Source organism: Gordonia sp. NPDC057258, assembly GCF_042668985.1.
GTDB lineage: Bacteria > Actinomycetota > Actinomycetes > Mycobacteriales > Mycobacteriaceae > Gordonia > Gordonia hongkongensis.
Genome location: NZ_JBHUXZ010000019.1, coordinates 20,205 through 38,949, shown reverse-complemented (window position 1 = coordinate 38,949; position 18,745 = coordinate 20,205). Strand labels below are relative to the sequence as shown.

Genomic DNA, 18,745 nt, shown 5'->3' with positions numbered 1-18,745 from the left:
CTGCGAGAGTGGCAGGGTGATCGTTCGCATACGCCGACGCGTCGGCGTCCCCCCATCGGCCCGCGGGCGTCGGCCGGTCCTCGCCTCGGCCGGCCTCGCACTGACACTGGCACTGGCCGTGGGGTGCGCGGCCGAGCAGTCCGCCGAGCCCCAGCGACCCTCGTCGGCGCCGGTGTCGACGCCCTCTCCCGAACCGCCGATCGACGAGGTCACCCCGGCCGCGCTGGCCGAGGCCGTCACCCTCGACAACGTGATGGCCCACGTTCGCGCGCTGGCCCAGATCGCCGCCAACCACGGCGGCAACCGCGCGGCCGGCACACCCGGATACGACGCCTCGCTGGACTACGTCGCCGGGCTCCTCCGCACGGCGGGCTTCGACGTGACGACGCCGCCCGTCGAGTACGAGCGCTTCGACGCCGGTCCGGTCAGCCTCACCGCCGACGGCCTGAAGGTCGCCACCCGCGTCGTCGAGTATTCGGCCGGAACCGGCGACACCCCGGTCACCGGGGCCCCGGTTGCCGTCAACGGCCTCGGATGCGCGAGCACCGACTTTCCGGCCACGACGCGTGGTGCGATCGCCGTCATCACCCGAGGAACCTGCACCTTCGCCGACAAGGCACGGAACGCGGAGTCGGCCGGCGCGGTCGGGGTCGTCATGGTCAACAACGAGCCCGGCCCGCTCACCGGCGCCACCCTGGGGCCGGACGACCGTCCGGGGATCCCGGTCCTCGGCATCGCGGGCGACGACGCCGATCGGGTGCGGTCGGCGCGATCGGTCGCGCTTGCGGTCGAGGCGAAGACCACCGGCATCACCACGCGAAACCTGATCGCCGAGACCCGGACGGGCACCGGCGACGACGTCGTCATGGCCGGGGCACACCTCGACAGCGTCGCCGAGGGACCCGGCATGAACGACAACGCCAGCGGCTCCGCGGCCGTACTCGAGACGGCTCTGCGACTCGGGTCGTCGCCGCGGGTCCCGCACCGCGTGCGATTCGCGTTCTGGGGCGCGGAGGAGGACGGGCTCGTGGGTTCCACCGAGTACGTCCGGGGACTCGACCCGGCCGCGCGTACGGCAGTGGCCCTCTACCTGAACTTCGACATGCTCGCCTCACCCAACGGCGGGTACTTCACCTACGACGGCGACGACTCCGAGCGTCAGGGCGCCGGCCCCGGCCCGGACGGCTCCGGGGGCATCGAGCGGACCTTCGAGAAGTTCTACGCCGATCGCGGCATCCCCCTCGCCCCCGACGACTTCGACGGCCGTTCCGATTACGGCCCGTTCATCGCGGTGGGCATCCCCTCCGGCGGGGTGTTCACCGGCGCGGAAACAAAGAAGGACGAAGCGCAGGCGGAGATGTGGGGCGGCCGGGCCGGCGAACCCTTCGACCCCGACTATCACACCGCGCGCGACACCCTCGACAACCTGAACACCGACCTGCTGGCCGTCAACTCGGCTGCGGTCGCGTCCGCGGTCGCGACCTACGCGTTGTCGACCGCAGGTGCGGACGGGGTCCCGCCGCCGGCCGAGCGCCGACGTGCAGACGAGGGCTGACCAGCGGCGACACCGGTGGCACGGATTGAAAACCATTTCCGATAGAATGGCCGGATCAGTGGCGCGAGCCAGGCGAGGAGGAGCGTGATGTCGACGCAACCGTTGGACGGGCCCGGACCGATCGAAGCGGCCGATGCCGCGGCGCGGGAAGCCGCCGCCGACCTCCTGCGCGCCCTCGCCTCCCCCACTCGCGTCGCCATCGTGCTGTCCCTGCGGGAGCGGGTGCAGTGCGTCCACGAACTCGTCGGGCACCTGGGCTTGAGTCAGCCACTGGTCAGCCAGCACCTGCGCGTGCTCAAGGACGCCGGTGTGGTGCGAGGCCAGCGCAACGGCCGCGAGATCACCTACGAACTCCTCGACGACCACGTCGCGCACATCGTCGGCGATGCGCTGATCCACGCGAACGAGACCACCGACGGCCGCGCCGTGCCGTCCGATGCGTCCCGGGCGGTGAACGAATGAGTGGCGTCGCATCGGGGCCGCAGCCGGTCACCGGCATCCGGTCGACGCGCCAACGCGCTGCGATCGCCGACGCCCTGGCCGGCACCGAGGACTTCTGCTCCGCGCAGGAACTCCACGAGATCCTCAAGGCCCGGGGCGAATCCATCGGCCTGACGACGGTGTACCGCAATCTGCAGGCGCTGAGCCAGGCCGGGCAGATCGATGTCCTGTGGGACGGTTCCGGTGAGACCCGATACCGCCATTGTTCGTCGGGACACCACCACCATCTCGTGTGCCGGGAGTGCGGCACCACCGTCGAGGTCCAGGCCGAACCGGTCGAACGCTGGGCCGCGAAGATCGCCGCCCAGCACGGCTTCACCGACATCAACCACACCGTCGAGGTCTTCGGGCGCTGTGGGGACTGCCGAACCGCCGAGAAGGACTGAGCGGGCGGAACGAGCCCGCCTCCGCTCCCCGATCCGAAAAACCGCAAACTACTGCTCCCTGAGGTGCGAGGAGCGCTAGCGACGAGCCACGAAGGGTCCTGGCGAGACACGTTGCGGCCCTTCGTGGCTCGCTTCGCTCGCACCTCAGGGAGCATTGGTCGCGCTCAACGCCTCAGGGAGCATTGGTCGTGCTCAACGCTCTTCAGTCCTCAGGGAGCATAGGTCGCGCTCAACGCCTCAGGGAGCATTGGTCGTGCTCAACGCTTCTCAGTCCTCAGGGAGCGGGATCCGATGTCGCCAGACTCAAGCAGAAGCCGGGCCCACCAGCCGTTCGGCGGCGTCGACACCGGCGGCGAGGACGATGTGCAGGACCGTCAGCAGCGGCACGTCGTCGAGCTGGCTCGCCGGAAACGTGTAGTACTGCAGCACATCTGTGGTGACCCCCGCACGGTCGGAGCGTCGGAGGCTGCCGAAGCTGAGCTGAGCGGCGCACGCCTCGACGTCGTCCCGGAGCGTCGGGGTGTTGGGCAGGTCCATCGCGACCATCTGCGTCAGGGCCAGTACGTCGAGCCCGTCGGCCAGCGTGAGCACGCGGATGGAGGCACGCGTCGGACCGACCTGCACGACGAGGGAGTCGGCGTCGGGTCGGTCGACGGGACCGAGTTCGGCGACGATCTGCGCGGTCCGGTCGAGGAGCGCGGCGGCGTCGGTCACGACGGCTTCACCCCGCCGAATCGCCGGTCGCGCGAGGCGTATTCGAGACAGGCCGCCCACAGGTCACGCCGATCGAAGTCCGGGAAGAGTTTCTCCTGGTAGACCATCTCGGCGTACGCCGACTGCCACAGCAGGAAGTTCGAGATCCGCTGCTCCCCCGACGGACGCAGGAACAGGTCGACGTCGGGCATGTCCGGCTCGTCGAGGTACCGCGCGAAGGTCGACTCCGAGATGCGCTCCGGGTCGATCTCGCCGCGCGCCGCGCGTCGCGCGATCTCCCTTGCGGCGTCGGCGATCTCGGCACGACCGCCGTAATTGACGCACATCGTGAGCGTCATCACGGTGTTGTCCCGGGTCATCTCCTCGGCGATCTCGAGTTCCCGGATCACGCTGCGCCACAACCGGGGTCGGCGTCCGGCCCAGCGCACCCGGACGCCCATCTCGTGCATCTCATCGCGTCGACGGCGGATGACGTCGCGGTTGAAGCCCATGAGGAACTTCACCTCATCGGGGCTGCGCGACCAGTTCTCGGTGGAGAACGCGTAGGCGGAGAGCCAGCCGACCCCCAATTCGATACAGCCGCAGACGGTGTCCATCAACACGGCCTCGCCGCGCTTGTGCCCCTCGGTGCGCGGGAGCCCGCGATCGGTGGCCCAGCGCCCGTTCCCGTCCATCACCAGCGCCACGTGCTTGGGCACGAACTCCGCGGGGATCGCCGGGGGCCGGGCACCGCTCGGATGCGGATCGGGGGGACGGACATCCGTCCAGAGGCTCGCGGCCTTGCGTCCCTTCGCCGAACTACCCGGCCGCAACGCCATCGTCGACCCTCCTCACGCCCGTGTCCACACCCGTCTCCATCAGCCTATGAGGGGCGGTGCGTTCGATCAGCGGCAGGGTTCGGAGCTGGCGTTCCAGATGCCACTGCAGATGCGCGGCGGTGAGCCCGCTGGCCTGTCGACGCAGCGACGGCGTGGCGTCGACGACCTCATCCCACCGACCGCGGAACAGGGCCTCCATGAGGTCGAGCACGCCGGGCGAGGGGGTCGCCGATCCGGGTGGCCGGCACGGCAGACAGACGGCGCCGCCGGCGGCGACGTGGAAAGCGCGGTGAGGACCGGGTGTCGCGCACCGCGCGCACTCCTCCAGCGCCGGCATCCAGCCCGCGCTGTACATCGCGCGCAGCAGGTAGGCGTCGAGGATCAGCTCACGCGGCCGGCGGTCGTCGGCCAGCGCGGCCAGCGCCCCGACCGTCAGCCGGTGCAGCTGACGGGTGGGCGCTCGTTCCTCACCCGCGAGCCGTTCCGCGGTCTCGAGGACCGCGCAGGCCGTGGTGTAGCGCCCGTAGTCGGCGACGATGGCGTCGGCGAAGGCGTGCAGGCTGTGCACCTGGGTGACCACGTCGAGGCTGCGGCCGGGATACAGATGTACGTCGATGTGGGCGAAGGGTTCGAGCCGGGCGCCGAACTTCGACCGCGTCCGCCGCACGCCCTTGGCGACCGCGCGCACGAGACCGTGCTCGGCGGTGAGCAACGTGATGATGCGGTCGGCTTCGCCCAGCTTGTGCTGGCGCAGCACGACGGCCTCATCCCGGTAGAACCTCACCGGGTCATTCTCCCATCGGGTACCGACACGACGTGCCCCGACATGCCCGCCGGCCTACCCCGGATCGATGTCGAACGAGGTCAGCGGCCGCAGCAGCGAGCGCTTCTTCTCGACGTGACCACCCATCCGGTCGAGGATCGACGTCAACGCCTCGATGGCCTCGACGATGTAGGGCCCCTTGTTCAGCATCACGCCCTCCGCACGCCGGCTCATCGCGGCGTCGGTGACCTCGGCCCGGGACGGCACGCCCTTCTTGGCAAGTCCGTCGAGCACCTGTGTCGCCCAGATGACCGGCACATGCGCTGCCTCGCACAGCCAGAGGATTTCCTCCTGCACTTCGGCGAGCCGGCCGAACCCGACCTCGACGGCGAGGTCGCCGCGAGCGATCATGACCCCGACCGCGTCCCAGCGCATCGCCTCGAGCAGCATCTGCGGGAGCGACTCGAAGGCCGCCCGGGTCTCGATCTTCAGCACGATGCCCACATCGGACGCACCGCGACGGTTCAGTTCGCCGATGAGGTCGGCCACGTCCTCCGGCGACCGGACGAACGAGCAGTTCACCATGTCGGCATGTGCCGCGACGAACTCGAGGTCATCGCGGTCAGACGCGGTGAGCGCCGGGATGTGCAGTGTCGTGTCCGGGAGGTTGATGCCCTTCTCGGCGCGGAGTTTCGTCCCGTCCGGCGCGGCACGCTCGACGTCGACCACGATCTCGCCGTCGAGCTTCGCCCGCACTCGCCCGGCGATCTTGCCGTCGTCGAACAACACCCGATGGCCCGCCTCGACGTCGTCGAAGGCGTCCCCGAGCTCGCATCCGATCCGATGCGGCCCGGTCCGGGTCGCCGGTGTCGGCGTGAGGTCACGCTGCAACCGGATCTCGTCACCGGTGCGCACGAGCAGATGCTGACGCTTCTCGGGCAGATCGTCGACGACGATCGGAGCGGCGTCGGCCGAGCCCGACAAACCGATCGGCGTACCCGTCTCGTAGTAGACGGTGCGATCGCATTCGACGTCGATCCCCGCCTCGGACACCGCGACCACCTCGAGTCGCCGTCGGCGACCACGAGCGTCCCGTAGGCGCAACCGGTCTCCCTGCACGACGTCGGCGAGTGCGCGTACCGGGATGACCGCGTCGATGCCGTCGGGCAGGCGTGCGCCGGGGTCGAACGGTGCGGCACTGAGCCGCACCCGCGACCGCCGTTCGACGGTGCCGTCGTCGGCGCGGACCGGTTTGACCTTGATCACCTTCGGTCCCGGTTCGAGCGGGCCGGTGCGCAACTTCGGACCGGCGAGATCCATGGCCACCCGCACCCGGCCGGGTAGAGCACGCACCGACTCGATCATCCGCGCCCATTCGGCCGGGCCGTCGTGTGCGCAGTTCACCCGCGCGACGTCCATCCCGGCGGCGCCCATGGCGCGGACGAGGTCGGGGTCGTCGGCGGCCTGGGTCGGCATCGTGACCATCACACGGGTGGCTCGCTCACCGTGCTCGTCACCGGGTCCGTCGGCGATGGCGTCATCGCCGCCACGGGGATGCACGCACCCGAGGAGCCGATCGCGATTACGCGTCAGTGTCCGCACCCCGCCCGCGAGGTCACCCCAGATCGGATGCCGGGTGCGACCTTCGGCCAAGGCGTCCACCGTTTCGATCACCGTCTCGATCCACGAGTAGACGATCGACTCCATCCGGCCGAGACTCGACAGTCCGTGCGCGGACATCGACTCCTGCAGCGGACGCAGATCGCGGCGTCGCACCGCGACGTAGTGCACGAGGTTGCGGGCGCTGTCCCGGTGCTGGTCGGCGACCGCGGCGATGAGCGATTCGGCCTGCTCCTCGGCGCGGTCGAGGTCGTCGCGCAGTTCGTGCAGGGCCGAGGACAATTCGGGGATCGACATGACGACGGGGGTACCCATCCGGCCACCGTGTCAGACCCAGGTGAACGGTCGGGGCGAGGCGGCGCCGCCCGTGTCAGCCGGCGTTGACGATCTTGTCCAGCTTCGGCGGCAGCGTCATCCCACCCGGATATCGGTGCCAGCCCTTGCGGTCGTAGAACTTGGTGCCGAGCAGACCGAGGAGCACGCCGACGAGCAAGCCGATGAGGCACTGGATGATCGACCGGCCCAACCCCGCCGACAGGTCGGCGTCGAAGTACAGGACCGCACGCACACCGAGGTAGATCACGTGCATCGGCTCGATCGCGGCGATCCACTCGAAGAGGCGCGGACTCGCCTCCAGCGGTAGCGTCCCGCCCGACGACGGCAGGCCGAACACCACGAAGAAGAGCAGATTGAACAGCAGACCGGGGTTGCCGAACACCGCCATCATCGCGCTCGCGCTCACGCCGACGGCGAAGATGCCGAGGACCGAGAGCATCCAGAGCACGAAGCCGTTCGGGATCGACGTCCCGACCATCGCGCCGACGGCGATGAACAGGGTCGAGAGCACCACTGCGACCAGGAACATGATCGTCCACTTCGCCGCGAGCGTCGCCCACCGGCTGATCGCGAGCCGCTCGCGCAGCTGATAGAACGGCCCGTACTCGATGGGGGTCTGGCCGAGCATGCCGTCGACCACGATGCTGACCATCATCGCCCCGGTGAAGCCGGCGAGGACGAGCAGCAGGGTCAGATAGAACGCTGACAATCCGTTGCCCGCACCCTCGGGAAGCGGGGTCGGTTCGGACACCTCGACGGCCACCGGGGTCGCGAGCGCGAGCTGCGCCGCCCCGGTGAAGGTGATGTCGTTGCGATCGAGCTGGGTGCGGACCTGTTCGGTCAGCTGCGCGCCCACCTGCTCGTTGACGCGCGTACGCACCTGGTCGGCGAGGGTGGTGGTGATCGACGACGCGAACGCCCCGGAGCCCCGGTTGATGAAGATGTCGATGGTCGGTTTCGCCGGTTCGGCGGTGAGGACCGTCGACCGGCCCAGCGCGACCGCCCGATTCGTGAAATTGGACCCGACGACGATGACGCCGTACACCTTGCCGCTGTTGAGTTCGGACAGCGCGGTCGAGCGGTCGGTGCGGGTCACGACGATCCCGTTCTGCGCCGCCGAGGAGATGATGCCCTCGGCGACCTGGTCGCCGAAGTTCTGCGGCGTGGACTGTCCGTCGGCGTTCTGCACCTCACCGCCCGCGTCCTCCTGCACCAGGGCGACGGGGAAGTCGTGAAGGTGACGCTGCGGGTCGACGACCGCCGCCATGTACAGCGCGGCCATCAGCGAGAACATCACCGCGACGAGAGCCAACGGTGCCAGCCAGAAACGCGGCGATCCGAGGACGCCGGCGATCGTGCGACCGGTCGGCTGGTCGGTGTCGGGCGCCTCATGCGCTCCGCGGCCGGAATCGTCCCCCGGCTGTTGTGGCGATTCGTGCGTTCCCATCGGCGTACCTCCCCGCAGGCTGCCCCTGCCGGCGCCGGGCCGTCAGGAACACGCTGCTAGAAACCCAATCGACGCAACTGCTTGGGGTCGCGTTGCCAGTCCTTGGCGACCTTCACGTGCAGATCCAGGTACACCTTGGTGCCCAGCAGCCGCTCGATCTGTGCGCGGGCAACTGTACCGACCTCCTTCAGACGCGCGCCCTTGCGGCCGATGATGATGCCCTTCTGGCTGTCGCGTTCGACGAACAACACGGCGTGGACATCGACCATCGGCGGTAGGTCGGGGTCGCGGTCCTCACGATCGATGACCTCTTCGATGACGACGGCCAGCGAGTGCGGCAGCTCGTCGTGCACCCCCTCGAGCGCGGCCTCGCGGATGAACTCCGCCATCAGCACCTGTTCGGGTTCGTCGGTGAGTTCGCCGTCCGGGTAGAACGCGGGGCCTTCCTCCATGAGGCTCACGAGCACGTCGGACAGCACGTCGAGCTGCTTGCCCGACTTCGCCGACACCGGAACCACTTCCGAGTCCGGCCCGAGTACCTCCGACAGCGCGAGCAGCTGTTTGGCGACCTGCTCCGGCCCGACCCGGTCGATCTTGGTGACCACCCCGACGATCGTCGTGCGCGGCGCCATCTCGCGGACCTGCGAGATGATCCACCGGTCACCCGGACCGATGGCCTCGTCGGCCGGTATGCAGACTCCGATCACGTCGACCTCGGAGTAGGTGTCGCGGACGAGGTCGTTCAGGCGCTGACCCAGCAGGGTGCGCGGTCGGTGCAGGCCCGGGGTGTCGACGAGGATCAGCTGGGCGTCGGGCCGGTTGACGATCCCGCGGATGGTGTGCCGGGTGGTCTGCGGACGATTCGAGGTGATCGCGATCTTCTCGCCGACCAGGGCATTGGTGAGCGTGGACTTACCGGTGTTGGGCCGGCCCACGAAACAGACGAAGCCCGAACGGAACTCAGGCATTCGCGCGCCCGATGCGCTGCTGAGGACGCCCCGCGGTGTCGGTGAGAACCGCGTACGCCTCCGGGCTGAGCTCGTGCAGGGTGTCCAGGCCCGGATCGTCGGGGTCACCGTTGACGACGACCGCCGCCTCGAAGGAGCGGGCGCCGCTCGAGATCGCCGACGCCACCGCGACCTGGAGTCCGGTGAGGGTCAGCGAGCGTGTCCGCACGTCGGCCCCGGCGTAGGTGCGACCGTCGCCGTCCCGGACCGCCGCGCCCGAGGGCGACTCGGCGCGCGCCAGCGCACCTCGGGCGAGCACCACGAGCTTGCGATCCTCGTCGGAGAGGGTCTCGGTCACTGGTTCATCCTTGCTCTCGACTCGCCTGCGCGCTCCTGGCCGGCGGTGTCCGTGTCCTGGTCCTCGTGGGCGTTGCCCGTGGTGCGCTCGGCACGTCCCTGCGATCGACTCGACTGCCCGCCGTGCTCGTCGGGTCGGGAATCCTCGTCCGGGTCGGGGACCCGGGTGACCAGCACCGTGATGATGCGTTGGCGCCCTTGGCGATTGGGCCCACCCTCGGCCACCAGCTGCAGCCCGTGCGACTCGACCCGGGCGCCGGGCAGTGGCACCCGCCCCAGTTCCAGACCGACGAGTCCGCCGACCGTCTCGACCTCTTCCTCGGCGATCTCGACGCCGAACAGCTCGCCGAGATCCTCCACCGGCAGTCGTGCCGACACCCGGTACGACCCGTCGCCCAGGTCTTCGACCGGTGCGAGCTCGTCGATGTCGTACTCGTCGGTGATCTCGCCGACGATCTCCTCCAGCACGTCCTCGATGGTCACCAGCCCGGCGATGCCGCCGTACTCGTCGACGAGCATCGCCATGTGGTTGCGCTCGCGCTGCATGTCGGCGAGGACCCGGTCCAGTGGCTTGGAGTCGGGGATGAACTCGGCCTCGCGCATCACGTCGACCACGCGCAGGGTCGTGGGATCGATCCGCTGGGCGACCGTGCGCGCCACCAGATCCTTGAGGTACACGATGCCCAGGACGTCGTCGGTGTTCTCCCCGATCACCGGGATCCGCGAATGTCCGGACCGCGTCGCGAGACTCGTGGCCTGCAGCGCGGTCTTGTCGGCCTCGATCCACACCATCTCCGGGCGCGGGACCATCACCTCGCGGGCACTGGTGTCGCCGAGGTCGAAGACCGACTGGATCATCCGGCGCTCGTCGGCCGCGACGACGCCCGAGGCCTCGGCCAGGTCGACGACCTCGCGCAACTCGACCTCGGTGGCGAACGGACCGTTGCGGAACCCGCGACCCGGGGTGAGGGCGTTGCCGATCAGGATCAACAGCCGGGTCAGCGGTTTGAGCAGCACGCCGAGCGCGAACAACAGGTACGACGACGACAGCGCGATCGTGTACGCGTGCTGCCGGCCGAGCGTGCGGGGGCCGACGCCGACGGCGACGTACGAGACGACCGTCATGGCGGCGATGGCCACCGCCAGTCCCCCGCCGACGCCGATCAGCTGCGTCGCGGCGACCGCGACGAGCGCGACCGCCGCGGTCTCGCACACGACTCGGAGCAGCACCACGAGGCCGACATAGGTCGCACGCGCCTCGAGGATGCCCGCCAGGCGGCGCGCACCGGCCCGCCCTTCCCGGACCATGTCGTCGACCCGGGCGTTCGACACCGTCGACACCGCGGTGTCGACGGCCGCGAAGACGCCGCCCACCACGATCAACACGACTGCCGCCACGATGAACCAGTAGTCGGAGGTCACCCTCGGTCCTCCTCGGACCGCGACTGCTCGGGCACCGACTGGGCACCGGGGGTCGGTGAATCTCCCTCGGCTCCGGTGAACCCGATGTTGGACAGCAGCCGGGAATCGCGGTCGGTCTGTCGTTGCTCCTGGGCGCGACGGTGACGTTCGGCGTAGAACGCGTCGAGGATGCGGTTCTGCAGTCCGAACATCTCGCGCTCTTCCTCCGGCTCGGCATGGTCGTAGCCGAGGAGGTGGAGGACTCCGTGGATGGTCAGCATGGCGAGCTCGTGCTCGAAGGACCGCTTGGCCTCGCGCGCCTGTTTCCGGGCGAAGTCCGGGCACAGCACGATGTCCCCGAGAATCGCCGGGCCCGGGTCGGTCGCATCCGGCCGGCCGCCGGGCACCAGTTCGTCCATCGGGAAACTCATGACATCGGTCGGGCCCGGCAGGTCCATCCACTGAACGTGCATGTCGGCCATGGTGTCCTCGTCGACACATAGCACCGACAGCAATGCGGCCGGGTTCACGTCCATCGCGGTGACCGCGAAACGCGCGGCGTCGATGATCAACTCGGCCGGGACCTCGACCCCGGATTCGTTGGCCAGTTCGATGCTCATGAGCGACGACCCTGCGCCGCTGCCCGGCGTGCGGCGCGATTGCCGCCGATGGCCGTGTTGGGCAGACCCCGCTGCGCCTCCTCGGCTCGCCCGTAGGCGTCGACGATGTCGGCGACCAGGCGGTGCCGGACCACGTCCTGGCTGGTGAGGCGGGCGAAGTGGATGTCGTCGATGCCCTCGAGGATCTCCGACGCGGCGAGGAGACCGCTGCGGGCGCCGCCGGGCAGGTCCACCTGCGTTACGTCACCGGTCACGACGACCTTGGAACCGAAACCGAGGCGCGTGAGGAACATCTTCATCTGCTCGCTCGTGGTGTTCTGCGCCTCGTCGAGGATGATGAACGCGTCGTTCAGGGTGCGGCCGCGCATGTAGGCCAGCGGCGCGACCTCGATGACCCCGGCCGCCATCAGCTTCGGGATCGCGTCGGGGTCCATCATGTCGTGCAGCGCGTCGTACAGCGGGCGCAGGTACGGGTCGATCTTCTCGCTCAGCGTGCCCGGCAGGAAGCCGAGACGTTCGCCGGCCTCGACCGCCGGCCGCGTCAGGATGATGCGGTTGACCGACTTCGACTGCAACGCCTGCACGGCCTTGGCCATTGCCAGATAGGTCTTTCCGGTACCGGCCGGACCCAGACCGAACACGATGGTGTGGTTGTCGATCGCGTCGACATAGTGCTTCTGGTTGAGCGTCTTGGGCCGGATCGTCTTGCCGCGCCGCGACAGGATGTCCAGCGACAGCACATCGGCGGGCGATTCCTCGGTGCCGTCGGACAGCATCGAGACGCTGTGCCGGACGAGATCCGGTGTCAGCGGGGTCCCGCGGCCGACGAGGTCGACGAGTTCGGCGATGACGCGCTCGGACGCGGCGACCTCGGCGGGTTCACCGGTCAATGTCACCTGGTTGCCGCGGACGTGGATGTCGGCGGGCAGGAGCTGCTCGAGGGTACGCAGGTTGACGTCACTCGCGCCGAGCAGCCCGAACACGACTCCGGGAGAGACTTCGACAGTGGATGTGACCCCAGACCGGCGCGGCTGCGTACGGCTGGATTGCCCGCTCTGGTCGGGGTTGTCGTCACTCACGTATGAAATCACTCCTGGTGTTCTGGTCCGGATGGATGTTCGGTTCTGGATGCGGCACCCCCGGACGACGCGGTCGCGGCGGCAGGGGTGTGGTCAGTGTATCGCGGTGCAACAGCCGATCAGCAGGCAATATTTCCGTCAGATTCCGAGCACGCGGATCGTCTGTCGCGTGCCGACGCTGCGCGGGTCGACGAAGGCGTCGTGCCCCTCACCGGGGACGACGATGAGTTCGGCGGACTGTCCGCGTGCGATCGCGGCGTCGACGTACCGTCGGCTGGACTCGACCGGGATCAGATCATCGGCGTCGCCGTGGATCGCGACGACGTGGGCGTCGACAACCGGCGCCAGCAATGGTGAGGCATCGGAGTAGCGGCGCGGCGAGTCGCTGAACGGCCGGCCCATGAACGCCCGCACCGACTCCCGGTCCGCTGCGCCGACGGTGTCGAGCACGGCCGCCTGGGCGATCACGGTGGTGATGGTGGCCGTGGCGGTCCGGGCACCGAGCTGACCGACGGCCCAGACCGCGAGCTGACCACCCGCGGAATGCCCGACGACCGCGGTCGAGGCGAAGTCGACCGCGTCGGACGGGAGCAGGTCACGAACGGGACCGTCCAGGGCACCGAGCGCGTCGAGGACATCACGGCCGGTGTTCGGCCATCCACCGCCCTCTTCGCCCACCCGGCGGTACTCGATGTTCCACACCGCCGCCCCGCGCTCGGCGAGCATGCGGGCGATCGCGGTCTGCGTCGTCGAACCGAACTCGACGGACCAGGACCCGCCGTGGACGAGCACCACGAGCCGCGCCGGCGCCGCGGCGCCGAGCCCCTCGGAAGGCACGTACAGGTGCCCGAATTGGGAAGGTGCAGAGCCGTATTCGACTTTGGTCCGACGCACCGGACGGCGTCCGACGACACTCATCGGCCCCACCGGCGGGTCAGCACCCCGATCGCGCCGAGGGCCACTGCGGCGGCCGTCGACGTACGCAACACCTCGGGGCCGAGCACGACCGAGTTCGCACCGAGCGCGGTCAGGTCGGCGACCTCGCCGGCGTCGAGTCCGCCCTCGGGCCCGACCACGAGCAGGATCTCGGTGGCGTCGGCGAGGGGTAGCCTGGCCAGGGGTTGCGCGGCTTCCTCGTGCAGGACGGCGACGACCCCTCCCCGCGCCACGACGTCCGCGCAGCGGGCCCGCACGTCGATGGTGGTCGCGAGGTCGGTGATCTCCGGAATCCATGGTCGACGGCTCTGTTTGGCAGCTGCCGAGGCCGCGGCTCGCCATTTGGCAACGCCCTTGTCCGCCTTGCCCGTCCACCGCGACACGCACCGCAGCGCCTGCCACGGCACGATGACGTCGGCGCCGGCCTCGGTGGCGAGGTCGACCGCGAGCTCGGACCGCTCCGACTTGGGGAGCGCCTGCACCACGGTCACCTGCGGGGTCGGGCGAGCCTCGAACGCGAGGTCGTGGACGGTCGCCACCAGTGTGTCCTTGGCGGTGATCTCTCGGATCTCGCAACCGCCGACCGAGCCGGCGCCGTCACCGATGAGGATCCGTTCGCCGACACCCAGCCGGGCGACGGTGACCGCGTGGCGACCTTCGGCGCCGTTCAGGATCAGGTCCGCACCGGGTGCGGGCACCGAGTCCGCCCAGAACAGCGGTGGACTCACCGCGTACCCGCCGTCCCGAACGCGTACATCCACTCGGAGATCGCCGCCGCGGACACGAGGTGCCTACTTCCCGGCGAACGCGTTGCGCAGCCGCGAGAAGAGACCGCCGGGCGCCGCGGCCGCCGAGGTGTTGACGACCTCGATCTCGTCGGCGGCGATCTTGCGGTACTTCTTCAGCGCGTCGGTCTGCGCCGCATCCAGTCTCGTCGGCACGACAACGTCGAGGTGGACGTGCATGGTGCCGCGCACACCGGAACTGACGTGCGGCATGCCCTGCCCGCGCAGCTTCACGATCTGGCCCGGCTGCGTGCCGGGCGCGACCGTCACGGTGACCGGGTCGCCGAGAATCGTCTCCACCTCAAACTCGGCGCCGAGCGCGGCGTCGGCCATCGGGACCTTGACGGTGCAGTGCAGGTCGTCCTTATCGCGCAGGAACACCTCGTGCGGCCGTTCGGAGACCTCTACGTACAGATCGCCGGCGGGGCCGCCGCCGAGACCCACCTCACCCTGACCGGTGAGGCGAACCCGCATGCCGTTCTCGATTCCGGCCGGGATGCGCACGGTCATCGTGCGTCGCGAGCGGTAGCGTCCGTCGCCGCCGCACTTGTGGCAGGGGTCGGGGATGACCTCGCCGACGCCGTGGCAGGTCGGGCACTCGCGCACGGTCATGACCTGCCCGAGGAAGGAGCGCTGCACCGACTGGATCTCCCCGGCGCCCTTGCAGATGTCGCAGGTGACCGGCTTGCTGTCGCCGTTGGTTCCCGAGCCGGTACACACGTCGCAGAGGATCGCGGTGTCGACGGTGATCTCCTTGGCGACCCCCTTGGCGCACTCGGCGAGATCCAGGGTCACGTTCACCAGCGCCGGCTCACCCGGCTGGACACGGGACTTGGGTCCGCGGCCCGAGCCGAAGCCCCCGCCACCGCCGCCGAAGGCACCGCCGTTGCCGAAGAACGCCTCGAAGACGTCGCCGAATCCCCCGCCGCCGCCACCGAAACCGCCGAAGCCGCCCGCACCGGCGCCGGCCAGCGGATCGCCGCCGGCGTCGACGATGCGACGCTTCTCCGGATCGGTCAGCACCTCGTAAGCGGTGCTGACCTCTTTGAACTCGTCTTCTTTGCCCGGGTTGACGTCGGGGTGCAGCTCCCGCGCCTTCTTGCGGTAGGCGCGCTTGAGCTCCTGATCACTGGCGCCCTTCGCCACTCCCAGGATTGCGTAGTAGTCACGTGCCACGGTTGTAGTGATCCTTCGGTCTCAGTTGGTGCCTGGCGGCGGGTGCTCTCACGATCGCGCGACGCGCGGATGGACCGGCCGTCCCCACCGTCGTCCCGGCTCGGTGTCGCGAGCGGCCGCCGTCGACGCTGCGGTGTGCCCGACAGCGATCATGGAGAAACAGCGATCATCGTTCGGCGAGCACCTCGCCGATGTACTTGGCAACGGCCGCCACCGAGGCGATGGTTCCCGGATAGTCCATCCGTGTGGGGCCGAGCACACCGACGCCGCCGAACACGGTTCCCGAAGCACCGTACCCTGTCGACACGACCGAGGTCCCACGCAGGTTCTCGGTCCGGGTCTCCTCGCCGATCTGCACCGTGACCTGGCCCATGTCCTGGGTCGTCGCCAAGATCTTGAGCACCACCACCTGCTCCTCGAGGGCTTCGAGAACGGTGTCCATCCCGCCGACGACCGGGGTGAAGTCGGCCGCCGACCGCGCGAGGTTCGACGTGCCGCCCAGCACCAGCCGGTCGTCACCGCGTTCGACGAGGGTCTCCACCAGCACGGTGGCGATGTTGAGCACCGCACCGCGCAGATCCTCGGGCGCGGAGTTGGCGAGCTCGGCGACCGCGGCCGACGCGGCTTCGAGCCGTTTGCCGTGCAGTGCGGCCGAGAACAGATCGCGCAACCGGGCGATCTCGTCCTCATCGTGGTCTTCGCTCAGCGCCACCATGCGCTGTTCGACCCGGCCGTTGTCGACGATGACGACCAGCAGCAGGCGCGACGGCGACAGGGTGACGACCTCGAGGTGACGCACGGTCGCCGCCGACAGCACCGGGTACTGGATGACCGCGACCTGTCTCGTCAGCTGGGCGAGGAGCCGCACCGAGCGCCGGAGCACGTCGTCGAGGTCGACGCCGGAGTCGAGCACCGAGAGGATCGCCCGGCGCTCGGCGGCCGACAGCGGCTTGATCTCGCTGATCCGGTCGACGAACATCCGGTAGCCCTTGTCGGTGGGCACCCGGCCGGAGCTGGTGTGCGGCTGGGTGATGTATCCCTCTGCCTCCAGGACCGCCATGTCGTTGCGGACGGTGGCACTCGACACCCCCAGCTGGTGTCGCTCCACGAGCGCTTTCGAACCGATCGGTTCCTGCGTGTCGACGTAGTCGGTCACGATCGCACGCAAGATCTCGAAGCGACGATCATCGGTGGTAGACACGCGGCACACCTCCTGACTCGGGTCCCTGCCATACAGTTGGGTGCGTTCCATAGTACGAAATGGGATCGCGATCACCGTGCCACGGCGCGGTGTCGCGCACTGACCGTCGACGCGTCGTCGCAGATCAGCAATCGTCGAGGCACGGGCGTCGGAGGAGTTCGCATGATCTTCAAGGGGGTGCGGGAGGGCAAGCCCTATCCCGACCACGGGCTGTCGACGCGTGGTTGGGCCAAGATCCCGCCGCGGCAACTCCGGCTCGACCAGCTGACGCCGATCACGAAGGTCCTCGCCCTGGACAAGCTCCTCAGCGAGGACTCCACCTTCTACGGCGACCTGTTCGCCCACGTCGTGCGGTGGGAGGGCGAGCTCTACCTCGAGGACGGACTGCATCGCGCGGTGCGGTCGGCGCTGCGCAACCGGCACATCATCCACGCGCGCACCCTCGACCTCGACGCCCTGGACCTGTCCGATGCGGCCAAACCCCTCGACGAGCAACTCGAGGACACCGCCGAGATCCCGGCGCGCCGGCCCCCGACCACGCCCGACGGCCCCGGTGCGCATCGGCGCGGGGCGCGATCGACGGGCTGGACGAGTCCGCCTCGCCCCGATCAGAGCTGGTAGGCCGACAACCGGCCCCGCGTCAGCCCCAGAGCACGCGGCGGATCACGCCGTCGGCCAGCAACCGACCCGCGTCGGTGAGCACGTAGGCGTCGTCGGCCGCGGTGAGCAGTCCGTCGGCACGGAGTTGTTCGGCATGCGCGGTCTCGGCGTCGTCGAGGAGATCGCGCGGCAGTCCGGTGCGGCACCGGGTGGTCAGCATGACGGCCTCGAGGTGCCGGTCCTCGGGGGTCAGCTGTTCTGCCGATGCGATGGGCAAGACCCCGTCCGCCAGCGACTTCGCGTAGCGCGCAGGATGTTTGGCGTTCAGCCAGCGCACGCCCGCGACGTGGGAATGCGCCCCCGGACCGATGCCCCACCAGTCGTGGCTGTGCCAGTAGGCGATGTTGTGACGACACACCGACTTCTCGCCGCGGGCCCAGTTCGACACCTCGTACCAGTCGAGTCCGTCCGCACGCAGACGGCGGTCGAGGATCTGGTAGCGGTCGGCGAGGACGTCGTCGTCGGGTGCGGGCATCTCCCCGCGCCGGATGCGGCGGGCGAGCGCGGTGCCGTCCTCGACGATCAGCGCGTAGGCCGACACGTGGTCGACCCCGGCGTCCAGCACCGCGTCGACGGTGGCGTGCAGGTCGGCGTCGGTCTCGCCGGGCGTGCCGTAGATCAGGTCGAGGTTGACGTGGTCGAACCCGGCCGCTCGTGCCTCCCTGGCGGCCGCAACCGCCCGACCCGGGGTGTGCGTGCGATCGAGCAGCCTGAGCACGTGTGCGGCGGCCGACTGCATGCCGAGCGAGATGCGGGTGAAACCGGCGGACCGGAGGTCGTCGAAGAACTCCGGCGAAGTCGACTCCGGATTCGACTCGGCGGTGATCTCGACGTCGTCGGACAGGTCGAAGTGGACCCGGACGGCGTCGAGGAGTCGTGTGAGGCCGTCGCCGCCGAGCAGCGACGGCGTGCCCCCGCCGACGAAGATCGTCGAGACCGGCCGGGTGGGGGCCAGCATCCGCGATGCCGCCTCGAGCTCGCGGGCGACCGCGTGCTGCCACGATTCCGGTGACGACGACGAACTGAGTTCGCCCGCCGTATAGGTGTTGAAATCGCAGTACCCACACCGGGTCGCGCAGAACGGGACGTGCAGGTACAGCGCGAGAGGCACGTCCGCGTCGACGTCGCGGCACGCAGCGGCGACCAGGTCGGCTGCGATGGTGGTGGTGTCGACGTTCACCGTTCCATGATGCCGATCGCGGCGGCGTGGGAGGAAATCGTCGCCCCGATCGGGAACAGCACGGTCCTCGACGGCGTTGTGCGGCGCAGGCAGGTGTGGAGGCCGGCCCGGTTTTCCATCACCATGATGGAAAATAACCCCAAGTAGACGAGCCGATAGGGAGCGTGGCACTATGGACCGCGTGATTTTCCCCGGGGTGTGGCTCGCAGCTCGCCGCCACATTGATCTCAAGCGCGTCAACAGCGCTTTCTGTCGCATCTAGC

At 69.4% G+C, this 18,745-nt stretch carries 19 protein-coding genes; 4 read left to right on the top strand and 15 right to left on the bottom strand.

The genetic code is table 11. The annotated features are described in order from the left end of the window. The first annotated feature begins 16 nt into the window (after window positions 1–16). From ACFUEJ_RS14715 to ACFUEJ_RS14705, 3 genes are all read left to right on the top strand, one after another. The gene (locus tag ACFUEJ_RS14715) at window positions 17–1,555 is read left to right on the top strand and encodes a M28 family peptidase (protein WP_078112962.1); all 1,539 of its coding nucleotides are present in this window, start codon (window positions 17–19) and stop codon (window positions 1,553–1,555) included. 87 nt (window positions 1,556–1,642) lie between these two features. Then, complete coding sequence (locus ACFUEJ_RS14710; protein ID WP_065631461.1) at window positions 1,643–2,017, top strand: helix-turn-helix transcriptional regulator; 375 nt, start codon at window positions 1,643–1,645, stop codon at window positions 2,015–2,017. Continuing rightward, window positions 2,014–2,442, top strand: a complete 429-nt coding sequence (locus ACFUEJ_RS14705) for a Fur family transcriptional regulator (RefSeq protein ID WP_058252074.1) — start codon at window positions 2,014–2,016, stop codon at window positions 2,440–2,442. Before ACFUEJ_RS14710 ends, ACFUEJ_RS14705 begins: the two co-directional genes overlap by 4 nt. Before the next feature lie 303 nt (window positions 2,443–2,745). Here ACFUEJ_RS14705 and ACFUEJ_RS14700 read toward each other — a convergent pair whose 3' ends face one another. The 14 genes from ACFUEJ_RS14700 to hrcA all read right to left on the bottom strand — a co-directional run bounded on the left by ACFUEJ_RS14700 (window position 2,746) and on the right by hrcA (window position 16,642). Beyond that, the gene (locus ACFUEJ_RS14700) at window positions 2,746–3,156 is read right to left on the bottom strand and encodes a hypothetical protein (protein WP_068970366.1); all 411 of its coding nucleotides are present in this window, start codon (window positions 3,154–3,156) and stop codon (window positions 2,746–2,748) included. Further along, window positions 3,153–3,974 (bottom strand): isoprenyl transferase, encoded by an 822-nt coding sequence (locus tag ACFUEJ_RS14695; RefSeq protein WP_311276988.1) that lies wholly within the window; start codon window positions 3,972–3,974, stop codon window positions 3,153–3,155. The genes ACFUEJ_RS14700 and ACFUEJ_RS14695 overlap by 4 nt, the downstream gene beginning before the upstream one ends. Then, window positions 3,955–4,758 carry a DNA repair protein RecO gene (gene recO / locus ACFUEJ_RS14690; protein WP_055475472.1) on the bottom strand — a complete coding sequence of 268 codons (804 nt, stop codon included), beginning with the start codon at window positions 4,756–4,758 and terminating at the stop codon, window positions 3,955–3,957. The genes ACFUEJ_RS14695 and recO overlap by 20 nt, the downstream gene beginning before the upstream one ends. Window positions 4,759–4,812: 54 nt before the next feature. Continuing rightward, complete coding sequence (locus tag ACFUEJ_RS14685) at window positions 4,813–6,672, bottom strand: pyruvate kinase (protein WP_388030181.1); 1,860 nt, start codon at window positions 6,670–6,672, stop codon at window positions 4,813–4,815. A 55-nt stretch (window positions 6,673–6,727) separates the two neighbouring features. After that, on the bottom strand, window positions 6,728–8,140 hold the full coding sequence (locus tag ACFUEJ_RS14680; protein WP_388030178.1) for a YhgE/Pip domain-containing protein: 1,413 nt from the start codon (window positions 8,138–8,140) through the stop codon (window positions 6,728–6,730). A gap of 56 nt (window positions 8,141–8,196) precedes the next feature. Next, on the bottom strand, window positions 8,197–9,108 hold the full coding sequence (gene era / locus ACFUEJ_RS14675; protein ID WP_165629857.1) for a GTPase Era: 912 nt from the start codon (window positions 9,106–9,108) through the stop codon (window positions 8,197–8,199). After that, window positions 9,101–9,445 carry a cytidine deaminase gene (locus ACFUEJ_RS14670; RefSeq protein WP_388030175.1) on the bottom strand — a complete coding sequence of 115 codons (345 nt, stop codon included), beginning with the start codon at window positions 9,443–9,445 and terminating at the stop codon, window positions 9,101–9,103. The genes era and ACFUEJ_RS14670 overlap by 8 nt, the downstream gene beginning before the upstream one ends. After that, the gene (locus tag ACFUEJ_RS14665) at window positions 9,442–10,866 is read right to left on the bottom strand and encodes a hemolysin family protein (RefSeq protein ID WP_388030172.1); all 1,425 of its coding nucleotides are present in this window, start codon (window positions 10,864–10,866) and stop codon (window positions 9,442–9,444) included. Before ACFUEJ_RS14665 ends, ACFUEJ_RS14670 begins: the two co-directional genes overlap by 4 nt. After that, window positions 10,863–11,465, bottom strand: a complete 603-nt coding sequence (gene ybeY, locus ACFUEJ_RS14660) for an rRNA maturation RNase YbeY (protein WP_165629855.1) — start codon at window positions 11,463–11,465, stop codon at window positions 10,863–10,865. Before ybeY ends, ACFUEJ_RS14665 begins: the two co-directional genes overlap by 4 nt. Then, window positions 11,462–12,544: a PhoH family protein gene (locus ACFUEJ_RS14655; protein WP_068971662.1), complete on the bottom strand. Its 1,083-nt coding sequence runs from the start codon at window positions 12,542–12,544 to the stop codon at window positions 11,462–11,464. The genes ybeY and ACFUEJ_RS14655 overlap by 4 nt, the downstream gene beginning before the upstream one ends. 138 nt (window positions 12,545–12,682) lie before the next feature. Beyond that, window positions 12,683–13,462: a S9 family peptidase gene (locus tag ACFUEJ_RS14650; RefSeq protein ID WP_068971661.1), complete on the bottom strand. Its 780-nt coding sequence runs from the start codon at window positions 13,460–13,462 to the stop codon at window positions 12,683–12,685. Continuing rightward, window positions 13,459–14,208, bottom strand: coding sequence for a 16S rRNA (uracil(1498)-N(3))-methyltransferase (locus tag ACFUEJ_RS14645; protein ID WP_068971660.1), 750 nt, complete (start codon window positions 14,206–14,208; stop codon window positions 13,459–13,461). Before ACFUEJ_RS14645 ends, ACFUEJ_RS14650 begins: the two co-directional genes overlap by 4 nt. Window positions 14,209–14,271: 63 nt before the next feature. Beyond that, window positions 14,272–15,441 (bottom strand): molecular chaperone DnaJ, encoded by a 1,170-nt coding sequence (dnaJ, locus tag ACFUEJ_RS14640; protein WP_388030168.1) that lies wholly within the window; start codon window positions 15,439–15,441, stop codon window positions 14,272–14,274. Window positions 15,442–15,607: 166 nt separating this feature from the next. Next, window positions 15,608–16,642 (bottom strand): heat-inducible transcriptional repressor HrcA, encoded by a 1,035-nt coding sequence (gene hrcA, locus ACFUEJ_RS14635; RefSeq protein WP_055475525.1) that lies wholly within the window; start codon window positions 16,640–16,642, stop codon window positions 15,608–15,610. 162 nt (window positions 16,643–16,804) lie between these two features. Here hrcA and ACFUEJ_RS14630 point away from each other — a divergent pair, with 162 nt between their 5' ends. Beyond that, complete coding sequence (locus tag ACFUEJ_RS14630; RefSeq protein ID WP_058252083.1) at window positions 16,805–17,263, top strand: type II toxin-antitoxin system VapB family antitoxin; 459 nt, start codon at window positions 16,805–16,807, stop codon at window positions 17,261–17,263. Window positions 17,264–17,282: 19 nt separating this feature from the next. Here ACFUEJ_RS14630 and hemW read toward each other — a convergent pair whose 3' ends face one another. Continuing rightward, entirely contained in the window at window positions 17,283–18,482 is a 1,200-nt protein-coding gene (hemW, locus tag ACFUEJ_RS14625; RefSeq protein WP_311276990.1) for a radical SAM family heme chaperone HemW, read from the bottom strand. Window positions 18,483–18,745 lie beyond the last annotated feature (263 nt).

Excerpts from the sequence above, each read along its gene's own strand:
- ACFUEJ_RS14650 (WP_068971661.1), bottom strand. The coding sequence starts at position 13,462 with ATGAGTGTCGTCGGACGCCGTCCGGTGCGTCGGACCAAAGTCGAATAC.
- ACFUEJ_RS14685 (WP_388030181.1), bottom strand. The coding sequence starts at position 6,672 with ATGGGTACCCCCGTCGTCATGTCGATCCCCGAATTGTCCTCGGCCCTG.
- ACFUEJ_RS14710 (WP_065631461.1), top strand. The coding sequence starts at position 1,643 with ATGTCGACGCAACCGTTGGACGGGCCCGGACCGATCGAAGCGGCCGAT.
- era (WP_165629857.1), bottom strand. The coding sequence starts at position 9,108 with ATGCCTGAGTTCCGTTCGGGCTTCGTCTGTTTCGTGGGCCGGCCCAAC.
- ACFUEJ_RS14705 (WP_058252074.1), top strand. The coding sequence starts at position 2,014 with ATGAGTGGCGTCGCATCGGGGCCGCAGCCGGTCACCGGCATCCGGTCG.
- ACFUEJ_RS14680 (WP_388030178.1), bottom strand. The coding sequence starts at position 8,140 with ATGGGAACGCACGAATCGCCACAACAGCCGGGGGACGATTCCGGCCGC.
- ybeY (WP_165629855.1), bottom strand. The coding sequence starts at position 11,465 with ATGAGCATCGAACTGGCCAACGAATCCGGGGTCGAGGTCCCGGCCGAG.
- ACFUEJ_RS14630 (WP_058252083.1), top strand. The coding sequence starts at position 16,805 with ATGATCTTCAAGGGGGTGCGGGAGGGCAAGCCCTATCCCGACCACGGG.
- ACFUEJ_RS14695 (WP_311276988.1), bottom strand. The coding sequence starts at position 3,974 with ATGGCGTTGCGGCCGGGTAGTTCGGCGAAGGGACGCAAGGCCGCGAGC.